The organism is Marinobacter sp. V032 (assembly GCF_052645435.1).
Genome location: NZ_JBQXYE010000001.1, coordinates 174,083 through 191,157, shown reverse-complemented (window position 1 = coordinate 191,157; position 17,075 = coordinate 174,083). Strand labels below are relative to the sequence as shown.

Genomic DNA, 17,075 nt, shown 5'->3' with positions numbered 1-17,075 from the left:
CGAGACGTCATGACCTATCGCGTCTGGGCCCTTATTCTGTTCCTGGTCACTGCTGCCTGCTCGTGGTGGGTTGGCGGCTGGGCCGGATTTCGACTGGTAGAGCAGGAGAGCCTTGAAGAATCCTTTCGCTACAGTCAGCTGGTGGCCAACGAGCTGAAACGCTATCGGCCAATTCCCGAGCTGATGGCCGAGCACCCGCTGCTCGAATCTGTCCTCAAATACCCGCAAAGTGAAAACCTGATCCTCCAGGCCAATGAAGAAATGAAGCAGATGGCAGCGATCGTCGGCAGTTCTGACGTCTACCTGATGGATCGCACAGGCCTCACGATCGCGGCCAATAACTACCAGCTCAAGAGCAGCTTTATCGGTCGAGTCTTCGATTTCAGACCCTATTTTCAGGATGCCATGCGCACCGGTAAGTCGGCGGTCTATTTCGCGCTGGGCACAACCACCGATGTGCGCGGCCTGTATTTCTCACATCCGGTGAAGTCTGCCACTGGCAAGGTATTGGGTGTGATTGCGGTAAAAGTTCAGGTCACTGAACTGGAATCGCAATGGCAGCGCCCGGTGCCGTTCAGTGATGCCGAGATGGTGGTGCTGGACGGCGACGGCATCAGCTTTCTCGCCAGCCGTCCGGGCTGGTTGTACCGTGACTTTCAAAGCGGAACTGAAGCTGAAACCAGTCAGTTGGACGGCATCGATAAAGCTAAGCGAGGTAATCTGCGTTATCCGGGCCGGGATCTGGCGCCCATTTCGGTGGTAACACTGGGGCAGCCGTTAGGTGTTTCCGAGCGTTCGCAGCGGATCAGAATCAATGATAACGGCGGCACCCGTGAGTATCTGAGTGTGCAGACGCCCCTGCCGCAACTGGATTGGAAACTGCAGGTAATGGTGGGCACCCAGTCAGTGCTCTGGACCCGTATCCAGTTCCTGATCGGCGGCGCGGTATTGTTTTTGGGCGGTTTTCTGACCTGGCTTTATTTGCGGGAGCGCTACCGCCGGGAAGCGGAACTGGCGTTGCGGGGCGAGCAGCTGGAGCGTCGCGTGGCAGAGCGCACCGCTGATCTGGAAAGTTCCAATGCCCAGCTGCTGGAAGAGATCCGGCAGCGGGAAGAGGCCCAGACAGAACTCAGGGAAACCCAGCAGGAGCTGATCCAGGCGGCCAAGCTGGCGGTGCTGGGGCAGATGTCGGCCGGGCTGAATCACGAGATGAACCAGCCGCTGACCGCTATCCAGACCTATGCCCGCAATGGCCGGCGCTTTCTTGAGCGGGGTACCCATGAGATGGTGGATGCCAACCTGAACGAGATCGTCACGCTGTGCGACAAAATGGCCGAGCTGACCCGTCAGTTCAAGGTATTCGCCCGCAAATCAGAAGGGCCGCCTGCTCCGCTGGATCTGCGTTTGCCGATTGATGCCGCGCTCAAAATTATCAGCGCTCAGGAACACCGGGAGGGTATCCGTATCGACTGGCGTAGGCCGGATGCACCGGTGATGTGTCATGGCGACCTGATCCGGATCGAGCAGGTCATGGTCAATCTGGTGGCCAATGCCGTTCAGGCTGTGGAATCTTCGGAGCAGGCAGAAATTACCATCGATATCGTCGATCAGCCGGCTCACTGGCAGTGTCGGGTAAGAGATAACGGCCCGGGGCTGACAGGTGATACCGAGCAGATTTTTGAACCCTTTTTCACCACCAAATCCATGAAACAGGGATTGGGGCTGGGGTTGTCTATTTCGCGTCAGATAATGGATGCCCTGGGTGGGCGACTGACCGGCCACAACAGGGCCGACGGCCCCGGTGCCGAATTTGTACTGACGCTGAACAAGCGAGGAACTGCGGAATGAACGAAACCGCCGTCGTGTTTATTGACGATGATCCGGATATACGGCTGGCCATGGCGCAGACCCTTTCGCTGGAGGATTTGCCGGTTGAGTGTTACAGCGATGGTGAAGCCGGACTGGCCGCGTTGACCGCGCATTATGAAGGGGTCGTGCTGTGCGACTACAACATGCCGGGGCTGGATGGCGTGGCCGTGTTGAAAAGGATTCAGGCGATTGACGACGCCATTCCGGTCATCATTCTTACTGGTCAGGGGGATATCAGCACGGCTGTTTCTGCAATGCAGCAGGGCGCATACGATTTTATAGAGAAGCCGTTTGATCACGACGAGCTGATGGAGTTATTGCGGCACGGGCTGGAGAAGCGCCATCTGGCGCTGGAGAACCGTCGGCTCAAAGCTCAGCTGAAACTGCTCGGCCGACCGGGCCCGAGGATTCTGGGTGACTCTCAGGTGATGCAGAAAGTGATCGCCACCATTGATCCGCTGCTGGATATTTCCGCCAACATCATGCTGTGTGGTGAAACCGGCGCCGGCAAGGATGCGATTGCCCGCTATATCCATGAAAACAGCCCGCGTAGCGCCCACAACTTTGTGGCGATCAATTGCGGAGCCGTGCCTGAAAACCTGATCGAGAGCGAACTTTTCGGGCACGAATCCGGCGCCTTCACCGGCGCTGATAAACGCCGTATCGGCAAGTTCGAGCACGCCCACGAAGGCACGCTGTTTCTTGATGAAGTGGAAAGCATGCCGCTGCCGCTGCAGGTCAAACTGTTGCGGGTACTCGAAGAACGCATGGTTGAGCGATTGGGGAGTAACGCCCAGTTTGAGGTGGATGTGCGGGTAATCGCCTCCAGCAAATCGGATCTCAAACAGCTCAGTGAAGCGGGGGAGTTCCGTTCGGATCTGTATTACCGTCTCAACGTGGTGCAGGTTGATATCCCGCCGTTGAGAGAGCGAAAGGAAGACGTGCCGCTGCTGTTTCACCACTTTGCGCTGATAGCAGCAGCCCGTTATGACCGCGAGAGTGTGCCGCTGGACGCCGGGCAGGCGGCGCGGCTGATGCAGCACAGCTGGCCCGGCAACGTGCGGGAGCTGCGCAATCTGGCAGAGCGCTACGTGTTGCTGGGGCCGGTCGCGCTGGACGAAACCGAGGAGGTGCAGGGGGCCAATATTTCAGGGCGACAGACCCTGTCGGAGATGATCGAAGCCTTCGAGCGTTCAGCGATTGTCAGTGCGCTCAATGCCTGTCAGGGCAGCATCAAGGGCACCATGGTGCAGCTCGGTATCGCCCGCAAGACCCTCTACGACAAAATGAAAAAATACGGCCTGGATAAAGCCGAGTTCAAGGACTGAGCAGCAGGAGCCACTCGGAAGTTGCATAAGGCCAATAACTGTTTTTATATACAGTATTCAGTGTTATGCTGCTTCCCGTCAGATGCGCGGATACCCACAGGAGATCAGATTCATGGCAGTGACGGCGCTGTATTTTTCAGAGAGGGATGGTCAGGACATGGCACTCAGCAACCCCGATAAAATGCTGTTTACATCCAAGGCAGACGCGGATGCGCGGGATAAAATGCTGGAGTTGTCAGAAGAAATTCTGGTGTTCCTGCAACGCCGTGTTGACGGCCTTTCAGACGAGTTGGCCGAACAGTGCGCGCTGGCCATCGCAGAAGATAAAGACCTGTTCCAGAAGGCGCTGAAAAAGCCCGAATTGCTGAACCAGGCGCCGGAGCAGCCAGCAGAAAAACAGGACGCCTGAAAACGATTTCAGGCGTTAGCGGGATTCACTGAGGGTAGAGGGTGACCGGTTCGATCGTGACATGGGATTGCTCATCCCCGATGCCCACCTGGCCATCCTGAATGGTGCACTGCAGTGTCATGGCTTTCTGTGCCAGTGCGGCCAGTGCCTGGGTTTCGTCCCCGGGTAGCTCGATGACCCGCAGATTATCAAACCTGCTGACCTTGCTCTTCAGCTTCTCCCACCAGACCGGGACTGCCCGGGCGCCGTAGGCATATACCACCACCTGTTTTGCCCGGTTGCAGGCCTTGCGGATGCGGCTCTCGTCCGGCTGGCCCAACTCGATCCACAGTTCAATTTCGTCAGTCAGGTTCTTTTCCCACACGTCCGGTTCATCGTCAGTGCTCAGGCCTTTGGTGAACTGGAGGCTTTCGCTGGCATTGAGTGCGAATGCCAGCAGTCGCACCATCAAACGCTCGTCATTCTCGGACGGGTGCTGGGCCACGGTGAGCATATGATCCGCGTAATAGTGGCGGTCCATATCCGCAACGTTAAGAGATGCTTTAACAATCGTCGCTTTAAGCGCCATGAGGTTTGCTCGCAGTGGGGGTCGCGGATAAGTGAAGGGCTGTGGGCCGGCGGACATTCTCTGTGATTCCGCAGGCCGGGTAAAGCAACCCGGAATCAGAGGGTCGGGACAGACGTGCTGTCATCAGGTAAATTGTCTGCCTCATTCAAAACCTGATAAGGAGCCTGCATGCCTGCCCCCATCATCTGGATTACCGGAGCCTCCTCAGGCATTGGCGAAGCGCTTGCGGTCGGTTTTGCCCGCAAAGGTGCTCGCCTGGTGCTGTCAGCCCGTCGCGAAAGTCAGCTACAACGGGTCAAAGCCCGCTGTGTCGGGGCGGATCTGAGCAATGATCAGGTGCTGGTACTCCCTCTGGATGTCACCGACTGGGCAGCCTTGCCCGGGGCAGTGCAAACCGTGCTCGACCACTTCGGTCAGATCGATGTGCTGATCAACAATGCCGGCATGTCCCAGCGTTCGCTGTGCAAAGAGACTGACATGGCGGTCTACCAGAAACTGATGGATGTGGATGTGATGGGGCAGATCGCGGTCACCAAGGCGGTGTTGCCCCATATGCTGGGGCGGGGCGCCGGGCACATTGCTGTTACGGCCAGTGTCGCCGGCAAAGTCGGTGTACCCCAGCGCACCGGTTATTGTGCCGCCAAGCATGCGGTGATGGGTTTCTTTGATGCGCTGCGGGCGGAAGTTGAGGACTCCGGCGTGCATGTGTCCACCATCGTGCCCGGCTTTATCAAAACGGATGTTTCCCGCAACGCACTGTCCGGTGATGGCACGCCGTTTGGCGAAGAAGATGACGATATCGCCGGTGGCATGGACGTGAACAAATGTGCGGATGTGGTAATCAAAGGCCTGGAAGCCAGAAAACGGGAGATCCCGGTGGGCAAGGGCAAGGAAATGGCCGCACTCTGGATCAAACGGATTGCGCCCGAGATGCTGTTCAAAATTACCAAGCGCCGCTGAGCTTCTGACAGGTAAATCCGTAACGCCATTCATGAGAACAGGAGACAGGAGAACCTAATGAGTGATCGACCGTCGGTCTATCTCGCCGGCCCCGAGGTCTTTTTTCCCGATACGCTGCGGATCCACATTGACGAGCGCAAGAAGGCGATTCTCGCCGATGTCGGGCTGCAAGGGCTGTCACCCTCCGACAATCAGCTTGATCTTGAAAACGCCGCAGATCCGGGGCAGTTGATCTACGATGCCAACAAGCAATTGATGGATGAAGCGACTGCGCTGATCGCGAACCTGACACCTTTTCGTGGTCCCAGTGCTGACGCCGGCACTATTTTTGAACTGGGTTACATGATTGCCGCAGGTAAGCCTTCCGTAGGGTTCAGCGTTTGCGAGACCCCCTACAATCAGCGCGTTAAAGGCAAGGATGGCGTGGACAGTAACGGTGCTGCGATCGAGCCGTTCGGGTTGTGCGATAACCTGATGCTGGACTGCGGGCTGGTTCGCGCCGGCGGACATATGGTGCACGGTGCCCGGCCTTATCTGGAAAGGGGATTTGCGCCGGAAGATTTCTTCGACGAGGCGCTCTTTATCCGCGCCGTCCAGCACCTCCGGTCTGCGCTGTTATAACGCAGAGACCGAAGGTGTGGGATCAAAGTTCTACATTTACAGCAATCGCGTCGGGCGGCCTCAGGCCGATTCCGCCTGTTTGAGTCGCTCGCGCATACGCAAGGTAACCAGCACGGTATTCAGGTGCGGCACTGAAACCTTATGTTTTTGTGCGATGGCGACGACGTTGCCGATGACCGCGTCCAGCTCAATCGGCCGGTCGTTCAGGTAGTCCAGCGCCATGCTGTTCTTGTAAGGCGGCATCTTGCGGGTGCCGGCAATGTTCTTCTCGATCAGGTTCTCGTCCATCGGGTAACCATCGGCCGCGGCGACCGCCATTACTTCACGGATCAGTTCCCGTATCAGGTCAGCACCGCCTTCGGTGTCGAGAATGGTGGCGGTGTCGGCACCATTTGCCAGCACCGACAGAGGGTTAAACGGCGTATTCCACAGGCATTTACGCCAGCGCTCGCCGACCACTTCCTCGGTCAGGTCGATTTTGATGCCGCCCTCGACAAACAGATCTGCCAGTGCTCTGGTTTCGCTATCGATACCACTGGGGAAACTGCCCATCACCAGTCGGCCATAAGCCTTGTGATCGACCACTCCCGGTGCAACACGGCTGGCGGCAATAAACGCCAGGCAGCTGGTCACCGGGTTGGCGGGAAAGGCGTCAGCCAGTTCGCGTTCAATGTCCAACCCGTTTTCGATCAGCACAATACGGGTGTTGTCGCCCATCCAGGGGCGGATCATTGCGGCGCGGTCGACACCGGGGAGCACTTTGACGCAAAGGATCAGATAATCGGGCGCGCTTTCCGGCGTGTCGCCATCACGGTAAACATGATCCGGCCGGTAGGAGAGCTCACCCAGCTCGCTGTTGATTTGAATGCCATTGGCCACCACCGCGTCGTATTCCGACCGCATGACCACACTTACCGCACTGCCTGCGCGCTTGAGAATGGCGCCATAGAAGCTGCCGATGGCACCGGCGCCGACAATCAGAATGCTGGACTTGGCTGACATTACATACTCTCCTCATTGAAAAAAGGTGGTGATTAACCTCGGTAACGGCGGTGAGGCTGGCCGTGGTGGCGACAGACATTGAGGTCAGTTGTTCGTGAAGTCTAATTTACCTTTAGCGTACCGAAAATAATATATTAAGCTATATATTTTGGTATCCAGTATCGCAAAGCGGAATATAAAACGAGTCCTATGCTGCAAAAACGATTGCGAATATCCTGAGCCGGCAATGCCTCGAAACCGCCGCCACAATTGATAAGACCGCCTGTCAACCGCTCAGGGAGTGGATTGGGTGGATACATACCGCAATATCTATCCTCTCTCAGTCTGGTAGGGTATGCGGCCGTTTTTTATTGTGGATTCTTAAATTGATGTCTTCTTCGAGCTCAAATGCCTCGAGCGCGCAGCGTTCAGACGGCCCGTCTTCTTCTGCCCCCAAGCGCCGTATGGGCGATCCGATTGTGCTGTCCCTCACCATGGGGTTTATCGCGCTGTTCGTGTTTTTCTCTTTGTTCGATGCCTCAGCAACAAAGACGTTGATCGGCGACGGTTTCACCTGGACAGCAAAGTACCTCGGGTCGTTCTTTCAGGTTTTGCTGCTGCTGACGTTTTTTGTGGCTATCGGTGTTGCGGTTTCACGTGCGGGCGCAGCGCGCATTGGCGATCTGAAAACGCCGGAAATCAGTACATTTCGCTGGCTTTCGATGATTATGTGCACCCTGTTGGCGGGTGGTGGTGTCTTTTTTGCCGCGGGCGAGCCCGTGTACCACTTCGTCGTTTCGCCTCCGGCATTTGATGCAGAAGCGGGAACGGCGGCTGCGATCGCACCGGCGCTGGCCCAGTCATTCATGCACTGGGGTGTCCTGGCCTGGGCTGTCCTGGGTTCATTGACAGCGGTGGTTCTGGCGCATGCACACTATTCCGAAGGCAAGCCACTTCAGCCGCGAACGCTCCTGTATCCGGTATTTGGCGATACCGTAATCAAAAGCAAACTGGGCAGTGTGGTAGACGCTTTTTGCGTGATTGCTGTCGTCGCGGGCACTGTCGGCCCCATCGGCTTTCTGGCGACGCAGGTCAGTTTCGGTTTGCATGAACTCTTCGGTTTTGCCGACGGCTATGGCTCCCAGATCACGATTCTGGCAATTCTGGCCGGTATCTACATGACGTCCGCGCTGACCGGGCTCCACAAAGGTATTCAGCTGCTGAGCCGCTTCAATGTCATCCTGGCACTGGTCATTGCGGCGATCCTTTTTGTATTTGGCCCGACACTGTTTCTGGTTGATACCTATGTTCAGGCAATGGGCCAATACGCGTCTTCGTTTTTCAGCATGGCGACAATGACGACCAACACAGCGCCGGATTGGTGGATGAAATGGTGGACGGTTTTCTTCTTCGCCTGGTTTATCGGTTACACACCATTGATGGCGGTTTTTGTGGCCCGGATTTCTCGTGGACGTTCGATCCGGGAAATGATTCTGGCGGTCGCCGTTCTCGCGCCGGTTGCCACCACCATCTGGTTCACGCTGCTGGGGGGATCGGGCATCTACCACCAATTGCAGGGCACGTTTGATCTGACCGAGGCGCTGGGGAACTTCCAGTTTGATGTTGCGACATTGACGGTGGCCCAAGCATTGCCCGGTGGCTCGTTTATGGCGGCGGCGATCCTGCTGTTGACTACGATTTTCGTCGCCACCACGGGTGACTCCATGAGCTACTCGATTGCAATGGTCGGCGCCGGACACGATGAGCCGAACCGCTGGGTGAGAGTTTATTGGGGCGGTGCCATGGCATTGATGGCCGCCATACTCTTGTCGATGGGGTCCGGCCAGATCGGTGTGCTCCAGCAGTTCATCGTGCTGACGGCCATTCCGGTATCGCTGGTGATTCTGCCCTCACTCTGGACCGGCCCCAAGGCAGCCGTGGCGCTCGCAAGAGCGCAGAAACTGATCGACTAGCCGGGCCATTGCAGGCTGGCTTTCAGAGCACAAAAAACCCGCGCAAGCCTTAGGCTGCGCGGGTTTTTTATGTGCGACGCGATGAAATCTTAACGCCAGATTGTCGCGTCTATCTTGTCTTTTAACTCAGGATAGTCCGCCGCTTTGAAGGTGGGCACAACGCCCTGTTTGCGTTGCTCCAGGTAGTCTTTGGTCAGTTTTACGACCGTGCCGGATAGCAACACAATGGCAATCAGGTTGATGGTGGCCATCAGCCCCATGGAGGCATCAGCGGCGTTGAATACGGTGACAACCGCTTCATAGGCACCCCAGATCACCATGCCCAATGTGGCTGAACGCAATAACATCAGGGCTGGGGTGTTGTCGCCGCCGAGGTAGATCAGTGCGTTTTCGGCGTAGCTGTAATTGGCGACGATGGAGGTGAACGCAAAGAACAGAATGGCGATTGCGACAAAGTAGGCGCCAAAGCTGCCCATGTGGAACTCCAGCGCTTCCTGGGTGAGCTGGGTGCCGGTCAGACCCGAGCCCGGCTCAAGCGTGCCGGAAAGCAGAATCATGACAGCGGTGGCGGTACAGATCACCAGCGTATCCACAAACACGCCAAAGGCCTGAACCAGCCCCTGTGATGATGGATGGTGGGGCGCCGGTGTTGCGGTGGCCGCGATATTCGGCGCCGAGCCCATGCCCGCCTCATTTGAAAACAGGCCGCGCTTGATGCCGTTCAGCATGGCAGCGGTGACCGATCCGGCAACGCCGCCGGCCGCTTCATTGAGCCCGAAAGCGCTCTCCACAATGTTGATCAGTACGCCGGGGACTTCGGTAATGTGGATGACCATAATCCCAAGCGCGATCAGCACATAGATGCCGGCCATAAAGGGCACCACATATTCAGCAAAGCGCACAATGGAACGCAGCCCGCCGAAGATGACGAACCCGGCGAATACCGCGACCACGACGCCGACCCAGATCTTCGGCGCGCCAAACGCACCTTGCATGGAATCGGCAATGGAATTGGCCTGCACGGCATTGAATACCAGCCCAAACGAGATAATCAGGCAAATCGCAAAAATGCCCCCGGCCCAAGGCGCTTTCAGTCCTTTCGCCATGTACACGGCCGGGCCGCCGCGGTATTGGCCTTTGCCGTCGCGCACTTTATAGAGCTGCGCCAGGGTACTTTCGGCGTAACCGGTCGCCATGCCGACCAGCGCGACCATCCACATCCAGAAAATCGCGCCTGCGCCGCCCAGATAGAGAGCGACGGCGACACCGGCGAGGTTGCCGGTACCGACCCGGGAAGCAAGACTGGTACACAGGGCCTGGAACGGCGATATGCCGTTTGCATCACTTTCCCGGGAGCCGCGAATAGCGCGGATCATCTCGCCGAAGTGAAGAATCTGCAGTAACCGCAGTCGGATGGTGAAGAATACGCCCACCCCGAGCAGACCGTAGATCAGTACGTAACCCCAGAGTATGGAGTTGAGGAAATCGATTATCGCAGTCATGGCTATCCCTATCCTTGGCGGCGCGCGCCTTTGTGGCTGAGAATGGTGATTCAAAAGGAAGACGGTAATCTGTGGCTCTTTATTCTGGCGTTGCTATCAGTCTAGCATCGCAATACAGCGCTGCAGGGTAGGGGGCCGAGGGTGTTGGCACAATTGTTCGTTTGGCTTACGTGGTCTGCGATGGTATTCAGCGGGTTTATTCCAACAGTTTCTGCGCATGATGTTTGAATCCGGCCGCGTTCTGGTGGCGGTCTATGGCAGCCTGAAAAGAGGCTACAGCAATCACCGTTTTCTGCGGGGCGCACGTTTTGTCGGCCATGATCGACTCGACTGCCTGACGCTCTATGATCTGGGATCCTATCCGGGAGCAAAACTGGAGCCGTCCCGGGGTGTTGTCGTGGAGCTTTACCGGGTAAACCAGGCGGTCTTCAGGAGACTGGACTTGCTGGAGGGTTACCGTCAATCGGAGCCTGCGCGGGGGCTCTACGATCGACAGCAGCTCAATACGCGGTTTGGCCCGGCCTGGGTCTATGTCTACAACCGGCCTGTAAAGGGACGTCGGCGAATAGCGCGCGGCAACTGGTGATGGTGTTATGGCTGGCCGTTGCGACCAGGCCGTGTCAACGTCAGGTCTTTGTGCAATTCAAACTCGGCAAAGTCATCCGCAAGATTGAGATGGCCGTTGTAGTACTGACGCGCCTCATCCGCTATTTCGCTGATCAGGGTATTGCCTTGATGGTATTGATAGCGGGCGCTGAAGTGGGTCAGTACCAGTGCTGGCAGTTGTGCCGATTCGGCAAACGCTGCCACCTGAGCGGCCGAGCTGTGCTGCGGCGCAGGCCCCACCCGGTCTGAGACCGCCTGGGTGTAAGTGGCTTCGTGAATCAGGACCTGCGCGCCCGCGCAGGCGTCGCGCAGCAGTTCAGGTGTGTCGTTGTCACCGGCGACGATCAGCCGGCGGGGCTGCCGGTTGACCGCCGTGTAAGCGTCGCTTTTCAGTTCGGTCCCATTCTCGAGTACCACATCCTGACCCTGTTGAAGCTTGCCCCAGACCGGGCCGGCCAGGATCCCGTCGGCTTTCAGTTTGTCGCTCAGCAGGCTGCGCTCCAGATTGCGCTCGGTAAACACATAGCCGTAGCAGGGCACCCGATGGGACAGGGGCACACGCTCAACTTGCAGGTAATCGTCACGCCATTCAAAGCTGTCCTGCTCCACATCAATAAACTCAATGGGATAGCTCAGCGTCGAATCACAGGCTGCCAGTGCAGTTTCGACAAAGGCCCTCACGGGCGCCGGTGCGATTAACGGCAGGGGCTCGGTCCGGCCGGCCATGGAAGCACTGGAGAGCAGGCCCGGCAGGCCAAAGGTGTGGTCGCCATGCACATGGGTAATCAGTATCGCCCGCAGTTGCAGCATCGAATATCGGGTACGCAACAGCTGATGCTGTGTGCCTTCACCGCAATCCACCAGATACCAGCCTTTTGGTCCACCGTGCTGCAGTGCCAGCGCGGTGACATTGCGGGCGGTAGTGGGAGTGCCGGCTGAGGTGCCGAGAAAGGTGAACTTCATGGTGCGGCTCGCAGTTGAGGGGTCATGCTTTCAGTTGTCCGGTTTCGACCTGTGCGGTCAGCTGCCGGATGCAATCGGTAAAAGTCCGGCTGATCAGTGTCTGGTCGTGGATCAGCGCCATGCGTGGCCAGGTGGCCTGTTCCCCGAGACGGATATACATCTCGAGGTCCTCCGGGCTTGGGTTCGACAACACCTTGCGATAGAGCAGGGGGCTGAAGGGAAACTGGATGTTGATATCCCCGAGATAGGCCTGGGTTGCCATGGCGTGGGCTTGCTGGAGATAGGGGCGCAGTAGCGACGAGTTCCAGCTGTCGCGGGTCAGTTCAAGTACGGTGGCCACCTGGGCGTGCAGCACTGATGCGGCTGCCTGTTTCAGAGCGGCTTTGGGGCCGCGCTCATGGTGATGGGTGATAAACGGCAGCACATGAGGGTTGGCCTGACTGACAATGGTTTTATTGACGTTATGCAGGCGGGCAAGGCGCATCATCGGCAAATCGCCCTGCACGCTGCCGTCGATCCAGTGCTCCGTCGGCATATAGGGTATTTCAGGGTTGCCGCCGGTTTTCTTGTTCCGCGACTTGAGTGTAACCGAAGGAAAAATGCCCGGCACCGCGCAGGAAGCCAGCACTGCGTAGTCGATCAGTACGTCGGGTGATGCCAGTTCGTTCAGCAGTCGTGGCTTCTGACGGGTGCGGGTGGGCGAGACCGAAATGTTCAGCGTTCGCCCGCTATGCAGATAAGCCTCGCGAAAACTCATGCTACCGACATTGCTGCGAATGTGTTCATGCAGCTGGGTCTGATCCATGGCGTGGCCCTGCTGCACCATTCGGTCCAGGCGTAACCAGCGCAGGGCATCAAGGTGAACCTGGTGGGGCTTCTCAAAGAATGCCGCCAGTTCGGTATCGTTTCGGCAACAGATACTGGCTGCGATGATTGCGCCCATGCTGGAGCCTGCCACTACATCCGGCAGCAGATCCCGCTGCCAGAGCGCGCGGGTGACGCCCAGATGATAGATGCCGAAAGCCGCACCACCACTGAGCATCAGGGCCGGGCGGCCAAACACGCGCTCAGCCCGGTGAAACAACTGCAACTTCTGTTCAGCGGATACGCCGGGCATCGGTTGGTCGCAGACAAACCGCATCGAACGTTCGACTTCCTGCAGAAACTCGGTCACCAGCAGCTTGGTGCCGGTGCGTGCAACGCCGTACAGGTCGGGGTTGGAGAGTTCGCCGAGATGGCGATAAAGGCTTTCCTGCAATACCCGGGGCAGGTTGACGGTGTCGCCCTCCTGCCGGTAGTGCGCCATCTGCCGGATATGTTCACGAATCAGGTCGCTGTGAAGCATGCCGGTGTCGCCATCCTCGCGCCACGCCAGCAGTCCATCCATCTCATCCAGCTTTTCTGCCGCATCAAACCATTGCTCGTAGCTGTTCGCGTTAGCGAGTTGGCACTGCAACTGTTTGCGACGTTTACGGTGGTTTTTCATGGTCTTTACGATAACCCAGATGCGGAGGAACCCAAAACGTGCGTTGCCATATACCGTTTTCGGCAGACGTCTTGTTGATCAGGGATGGGGTGTTAACCCGGCTGATCCGCGGGAATGAGATTTTTCCGGATGGTGCTGGTCAACGATGTCGGGTGTTGCTGGCGGCCCAGTCTGTTCGGCTACGCCATCAACAGTCAGGAAGGTTTGTATCTGGTGAACCGGGTACTGCTGGGCACGGTATTGATGTTCGTGGTGATGGTCGCGCGCCCGCAAGGTATCTGGCCGAGAAGGCGTCGCCCGGAATCAGTACCAACGAAACGACGTGACTAACGCTTGATAGTATCGGGATCAGTTTCGGTGCTCTGCGGGCTCTGCACAGGAGTCTGGCCGGCAAATGTTACCGTCCTCTGTTGACGCCCTTGCCCGCTGCGATGCGACAGCGAAATACACGTTGTTGTCCCGCCTCGAGGCGCACATCTTCCACCAGTTCCGGGCGATTAAATGCATTGGGAATAAACTCGTTGGGTTCCACGGCAAGGCCTTCACGTTGTCGTGTGGGCAGGCTGTGAGATGTGTAAATGTGCACGACGCCGCGTTCCTGTTGTATCTCCAGGCGTACATCCGCGACGGGATCGTAGAGCCAGCTGCGTAGCCATTCACCCGTGGCCGGGCCGGTGTAGCACTGATCAATATTCTGAGGGCCAATCACCTTGGCCTTCGTGCAAAAATCATCCGTCTCATCGCTGAGTGATACGTAGGCTTGCTCGCCCGGCAAAGGAATCAGCCGACTATCCACAGCAATGGCACAACGATGGGGCAAGGATACCAGGCAATCATCGATATTGCCGGATGGTGGCAACAGGTAAGGATGCCAGCCGCAGCCAAACGGGGCATCACTGTTGCCGACGTTTTGCGCTTCAAGTGTCAGTGAGAGGCATTCTGCTGTCAGACGGAAGGTGGCTTCCAGGTGGATGTTGAAGGGGTATTCCGGGTGTTGTTGGGCATTGATTTCGTCGGTGGTGAGCACTACGTTCGCCTGCGTGTCGTCAGCCGAGAGGTGGCTGATACGCCATTCGCAGTCAGTGACGAATCCGTGGATGGCGTTGTCGTTTTTATCCCGCTTTGGCAGGCGATAGTTTTTGTCGTTAAAGCGGTATTGTCCGCTTTCGATACGATTACTGAAAGGCGCCAGAATGGCCGAGCGGGCGCCTGTCAGTGTGTCGAATTCGGTTGGGCTCTGATAACCGCCGATGACATTCACCAGGCTGTCTTCAACGGGCAGCGTGAGGGACAAAAGCGTGGCACCCCGTAATGCTATTTCTGCACTGGCGCCAGTCTTCAGGTCATTTAAACGTACCGTCGTGTAAGGCCCAAAGGCGCCGGGTGCCGCGGTAAATCGGGGCATGTGAGGTCCTGTTAACCTATGCGCGATTTCCATGCCTGCACGAATGCCTGGGCATTTACTTTGACGTCATCGGCCTGCATTCCAGGGCGATAAAGCGCTGACCCCAATCCAAAGCCTTGAGCGCCTGCCTGGTGGTAATCGCCAAGATTTTCGGGCGAGATGCCGCCGGTAGGGGCGATCGCCACATCGGGAGGCAGTATTGAACGCATTGCTTTAAGCCCTGCGACGCCAACCAAATCGGCGGGGAACAGCTTTAACGCATGGGCGCCCGCAGCGAGTGCTGAGAAGGCTTCGGTCGGTGTCATGAATCCGGGTACAACGGTCATGCCCGCTGCCACGCCAGCGCGGATGACCTCAACATCGGAATGAGGCATCACCATGAGCTGGCCACCGGCATCTTTCAGTGTCTGTACCTGCTCTACCCGTGTCACTGTCCCAGCGCCAATGAAGGCCTGATCACCAAACCGCTCGGTGAGTGCTGCGATACTGGCAAAGGGATCAGGTGAGTTAAGTGGTACTTCAATCAGACGGAATCCGCTCTCGACCAGAGCCGACACAATCGAAATGACTTCTGTCGGTTTAACGCCGCGGAGAATAGCGATTAGCGGCAATTCCGAGAAACAGGTATCAAAGTCAGCGTTCGCCACGCAAGTCTCCTTCAAGTGTCGGTGTGAACAAGTCAGTGTCCTGAGGTGGTCAGGCCCGCGTGAGAAGCCAGATAGTGAAGGCCGGCAACAGCTGCCTGGTCGCCATCAATACGACGCGTGTCATGACCAAAGGCACTCAGTGCCTCGGCGTAAAGTTCGGTGAGTCGGCCATCGCCAATAAGAGTGACGGGCCCTTGAGTGTTAAGTGCTTCCAGCATGGAGCGGACTTCTTCGCCGATCAGGATGCCCGAGAGATAGGCAGCATCAGCATCAGCCGCCAGTCCACCGAGCAGTACTTCCGCACGGGCGCTGAAAAGGTGATGCAATAGTCCGCCGGGTTGTTCCGCTAGCGCGATGCCTCGGGCGAATGCTTCAGGGTTATGTTCACCTTCCCGGGCAAAACGACTGAGTATGGTGTGGTTGCGCAAGGCAGCAAAGACATCGCCCGTCATGCTGGTGCTGAAGTGCATGACCCGGCGCCCGTCCAGCGCGACCCATTTTGAATGGGTGCCGGGGAGGCAGAATGTCTGCATTTCGCTGGCGTCGTCATCAATAGCGCCGAGGATCTGTATTTCCTCGCCTCGCATGACGTCGTGGGTGCCTGCAGTCGACTGGCTGCGCAACCCGGGGACGATAAATACGGGCCGATCAAGGTCTACGTTGGGGATTTGCACCAGCGCATCCGCAACATCATCGAGTCGGGCCGGACAGGGTAAATAGGGCACCTCGAACAGGCCATCTGCGCTACCCACCATGCCCGCCATCAGGATCGGCACCGCGGGCAAGTGCGGCAACCAGGGGGCGAGTAACTCCTGCAGCGCCGTTGGGAACTCGCCGGCTGCCAGATGCAGTATTCCCCGGGGGGCCTGAATTCTGTCGATCACATGACCGGCATCATCCAGCAAGGCGGAGCGGAAATTACTGGTGCCCCAGTCAATGGTAATGAGTCGTCCGCTTTTCAGTGCCTCGATTTCAACGATTGCGGCGCCGGTCATACGCGCCCTCCGTCAATCACGTGACTCTGGCCGGTAATCAGGGCGCTGTCGTCTGCCGCGAGAAACAGGGCAAGCCGCGCGACATCAGCAGGGTCGATTTTCTGTTTGAGCGCCTGTTGCTGCATCAACTCGCGCTCACCTTCGTCAGTCAGCCACAGCTTGATCTGACGATCGGTCATCACCCAACCAGGTAACACCGCGTTGACGCGAATGCGTTCTGGTCCAAGCTCCCGTGCAAGGCTTTTGGTCAGTCCGATAATGCCGGCCTTGGCGGTGACATACCCCGGATAACCTTCCAGTCCCAGCAGGTAGCTGTTGGAGCTCATGTTGATAATGCTGCCCCCACCGGCTTCACGCATGGCGTCACGTACGGCCTGAGTCGAGAAGAAGTGCGGGCGCAGGTTGACCGACTGACCTTCATCCCAGGATTCAGGCGTCACGTCTTCCAGCTTGTGGCGATCATCCCGCGCCGCGTTGTTCAGGAGTACGCGAATCGGCCCCAACTCATCGCTCACCTGCGCGATGGCGGTTTGTAACGCATCGACGTCGCGAATATCACACGGCACAAAAACGGGCGCGGCATCGCCATCTTTTAGCTTTGCCGCCAATGCTTCACCTGCAGTTGTATCCACATCGAGAAAAGCGACACAGGCACCTTGCCCGACAAAGGCTTCGACAAGCGCGGCGCCAATACCAGTGGCGCCACCGATGATCAGCGCGACACGACCTGTAAGGCTGGGATACTGGGCATAATCCGTCATA

Annotated in this window: 17 protein-coding genes; 8 read left to right on the top strand and 9 right to left on the bottom strand. The window is 57.6% G+C overall.

Annotation, left to right across the window (positions count from 1 at the left end; translation table 11 throughout):
- Window positions 1-9 precede the first annotated feature (9 nt).
- From ACUN9X_RS00885 to ACUN9X_RS00875, 3 genes are all read left to right on the top strand, one after another.
- Window positions 10-1,848, top strand: a complete 1,839-nt coding sequence (locus ACUN9X_RS00885) for a sensor histidine kinase (protein ID WP_445471908.1) — start codon at window positions 10-12, stop codon at window positions 1,846-1,848.
- Window positions 1,845-3,197, top strand: a complete 1,353-nt coding sequence (locus tag ACUN9X_RS00880) for a sigma-54-dependent transcriptional regulator (protein WP_445471907.1) — start codon at window positions 1,845-1,847, stop codon at window positions 3,195-3,197. The genes ACUN9X_RS00885 and ACUN9X_RS00880 overlap by 4 nt, the downstream gene beginning before the upstream one ends.
- A 112-nt stretch (window positions 3,198-3,309) precedes the next feature.
- Window positions 3,310-3,606: a YebG family protein gene (locus ACUN9X_RS00875; RefSeq protein ID WP_445471906.1), complete on the top strand. Its 297-nt coding sequence runs from the start codon at window positions 3,310-3,312 to the stop codon at window positions 3,604-3,606.
- Between the two features lie 25 nt (window positions 3,607-3,631).
- Here ACUN9X_RS00875 and ACUN9X_RS00870 read toward each other — a convergent pair whose 3' ends face one another.
- On the bottom strand, window positions 3,632-4,174 hold the full coding sequence (locus ACUN9X_RS00870; protein ID WP_445471905.1) for a YaeQ family protein: 543 nt from the start codon (window positions 4,172-4,174) through the stop codon (window positions 3,632-3,634).
- Window positions 4,175-4,342: 168 nt separating this feature from the next.
- Between ACUN9X_RS00870 and ACUN9X_RS00865 the strand changes: the two genes are divergently transcribed.
- Both ACUN9X_RS00865 and ACUN9X_RS00860 read left to right on the top strand, forming a co-directional pair.
- Entirely contained in the window at window positions 4,343-5,134 is a 792-nt protein-coding gene (locus ACUN9X_RS00865) for an SDR family oxidoreductase (protein ID WP_260036864.1), read from the top strand.
- Window positions 5,135-5,191: 57 nt separating this feature from the next.
- Window positions 5,192-5,755, top strand: a complete 564-nt coding sequence (locus tag ACUN9X_RS00860) for a nucleoside 2-deoxyribosyltransferase (RefSeq protein ID WP_445471904.1) — start codon at window positions 5,192-5,194, stop codon at window positions 5,753-5,755.
- A gap of 60 nt (window positions 5,756-5,815) precedes the next feature.
- Here ACUN9X_RS00860 and ACUN9X_RS00855 read toward each other — a convergent pair whose 3' ends face one another.
- A complete protein-coding gene (locus tag ACUN9X_RS00855) occupies window positions 5,816-6,757 on the bottom strand; it encodes a ketopantoate reductase family protein (RefSeq protein ID WP_445471903.1) in 942 nt (313 codons plus the stop codon).
- Window positions 6,758-7,200: 443 nt separating this feature from the next.
- Here ACUN9X_RS00855 and ACUN9X_RS00850 point away from each other — a divergent pair, with 443 nt between their 5' ends.
- Window positions 7,201-8,709, top strand: coding sequence for a BCCT family transporter (locus ACUN9X_RS00850; RefSeq protein WP_445473159.1), 1,509 nt, complete (start codon window positions 7,201-7,203; stop codon window positions 8,707-8,709).
- Between the two features lie 89 nt (window positions 8,710-8,798).
- Here the strand turns inward: ACUN9X_RS00850 and ACUN9X_RS00845 are convergent, their stop codons facing one another.
- The gene (locus tag ACUN9X_RS00845; RefSeq protein WP_260036859.1) at window positions 8,799-10,211 is read right to left on the bottom strand and encodes an alanine/glycine:cation symporter family protein; all 1,413 of its coding nucleotides are present in this window, start codon (window positions 10,209-10,211) and stop codon (window positions 8,799-8,801) included.
- A 217-nt stretch (window positions 10,212-10,428) separates the two neighbouring features.
- Here ACUN9X_RS00845 and ACUN9X_RS00840 point away from each other — a divergent pair, with 217 nt between their 5' ends.
- A complete protein-coding gene (locus ACUN9X_RS00840) occupies window positions 10,429-10,797 on the top strand; it encodes a gamma-glutamylcyclotransferase family protein (protein ID WP_445471902.1) in 369 nt (122 codons plus the stop codon).
- Between the two features lie 5 nt (window positions 10,798-10,802).
- On the opposite strand, the gene ACUN9X_RS00835 is transcribed toward ACUN9X_RS00840, so the two are convergent.
- The gene (locus ACUN9X_RS00835; RefSeq protein WP_445471901.1) at window positions 10,803-11,780 is read right to left on the bottom strand and encodes a ribonuclease Z; all 978 of its coding nucleotides are present in this window, start codon (window positions 11,778-11,780) and stop codon (window positions 10,803-10,805) included.
- 22 nt (window positions 11,781-11,802) lie between these two features.
- Window positions 11,803-13,266, bottom strand: a complete 1,464-nt coding sequence (locus ACUN9X_RS00830) for a patatin-like phospholipase family protein (protein WP_260036856.1) — start codon at window positions 13,264-13,266, stop codon at window positions 11,803-11,805.
- A gap of 114 nt (window positions 13,267-13,380) precedes the next feature.
- Between ACUN9X_RS00830 and ACUN9X_RS00825 the strand changes: the two genes are divergently transcribed.
- Window positions 13,381-13,596: a hypothetical protein gene (locus ACUN9X_RS00825; RefSeq protein ID WP_445471900.1), complete on the top strand. Its 216-nt coding sequence runs from the start codon at window positions 13,381-13,383 to the stop codon at window positions 13,594-13,596.
- Between the two features lie 67 nt (window positions 13,597-13,663).
- On the opposite strand, the gene ACUN9X_RS00820 is transcribed toward ACUN9X_RS00825, so the two are convergent.
- Genes ACUN9X_RS00820 through ACUN9X_RS00805 form a run of 4 tightly spaced genes read right to left on the bottom strand, consistent with a single transcriptional unit; the run spans window position 13,664 to window position 17,074 of the window.
- On the bottom strand, window positions 13,664-14,671 hold the full coding sequence (locus tag ACUN9X_RS00820) for an aldose 1-epimerase (RefSeq protein ID WP_445471899.1): 1,008 nt from the start codon (window positions 14,669-14,671) through the stop codon (window positions 13,664-13,666).
- A gap of 11 nt (window positions 14,672-14,682) precedes the next feature.
- On the bottom strand, window positions 14,683-15,318 hold the full coding sequence (locus tag ACUN9X_RS00815) for a 2-dehydro-3-deoxy-6-phosphogalactonate aldolase (protein WP_445471898.1): 636 nt from the start codon (window positions 15,316-15,318) through the stop codon (window positions 14,683-14,685).
- Window positions 15,319-15,350: 32 nt separating this feature from the next.
- Window positions 15,351-16,313, bottom strand: coding sequence for a 2-dehydro-3-deoxygalactonokinase (locus ACUN9X_RS00810; RefSeq protein WP_445471897.1), 963 nt, complete (start codon window positions 16,311-16,313; stop codon window positions 15,351-15,353).
- The gene (locus ACUN9X_RS00805) at window positions 16,310-17,074 is read right to left on the bottom strand and encodes an SDR family NAD(P)-dependent oxidoreductase (RefSeq protein ID WP_445471896.1); all 765 of its coding nucleotides are present in this window, start codon (window positions 17,072-17,074) and stop codon (window positions 16,310-16,312) included. The genes ACUN9X_RS00810 and ACUN9X_RS00805 overlap by 4 nt, the downstream gene beginning before the upstream one ends.
- Window position 17,075: the final 1 nt, after the last annotated feature.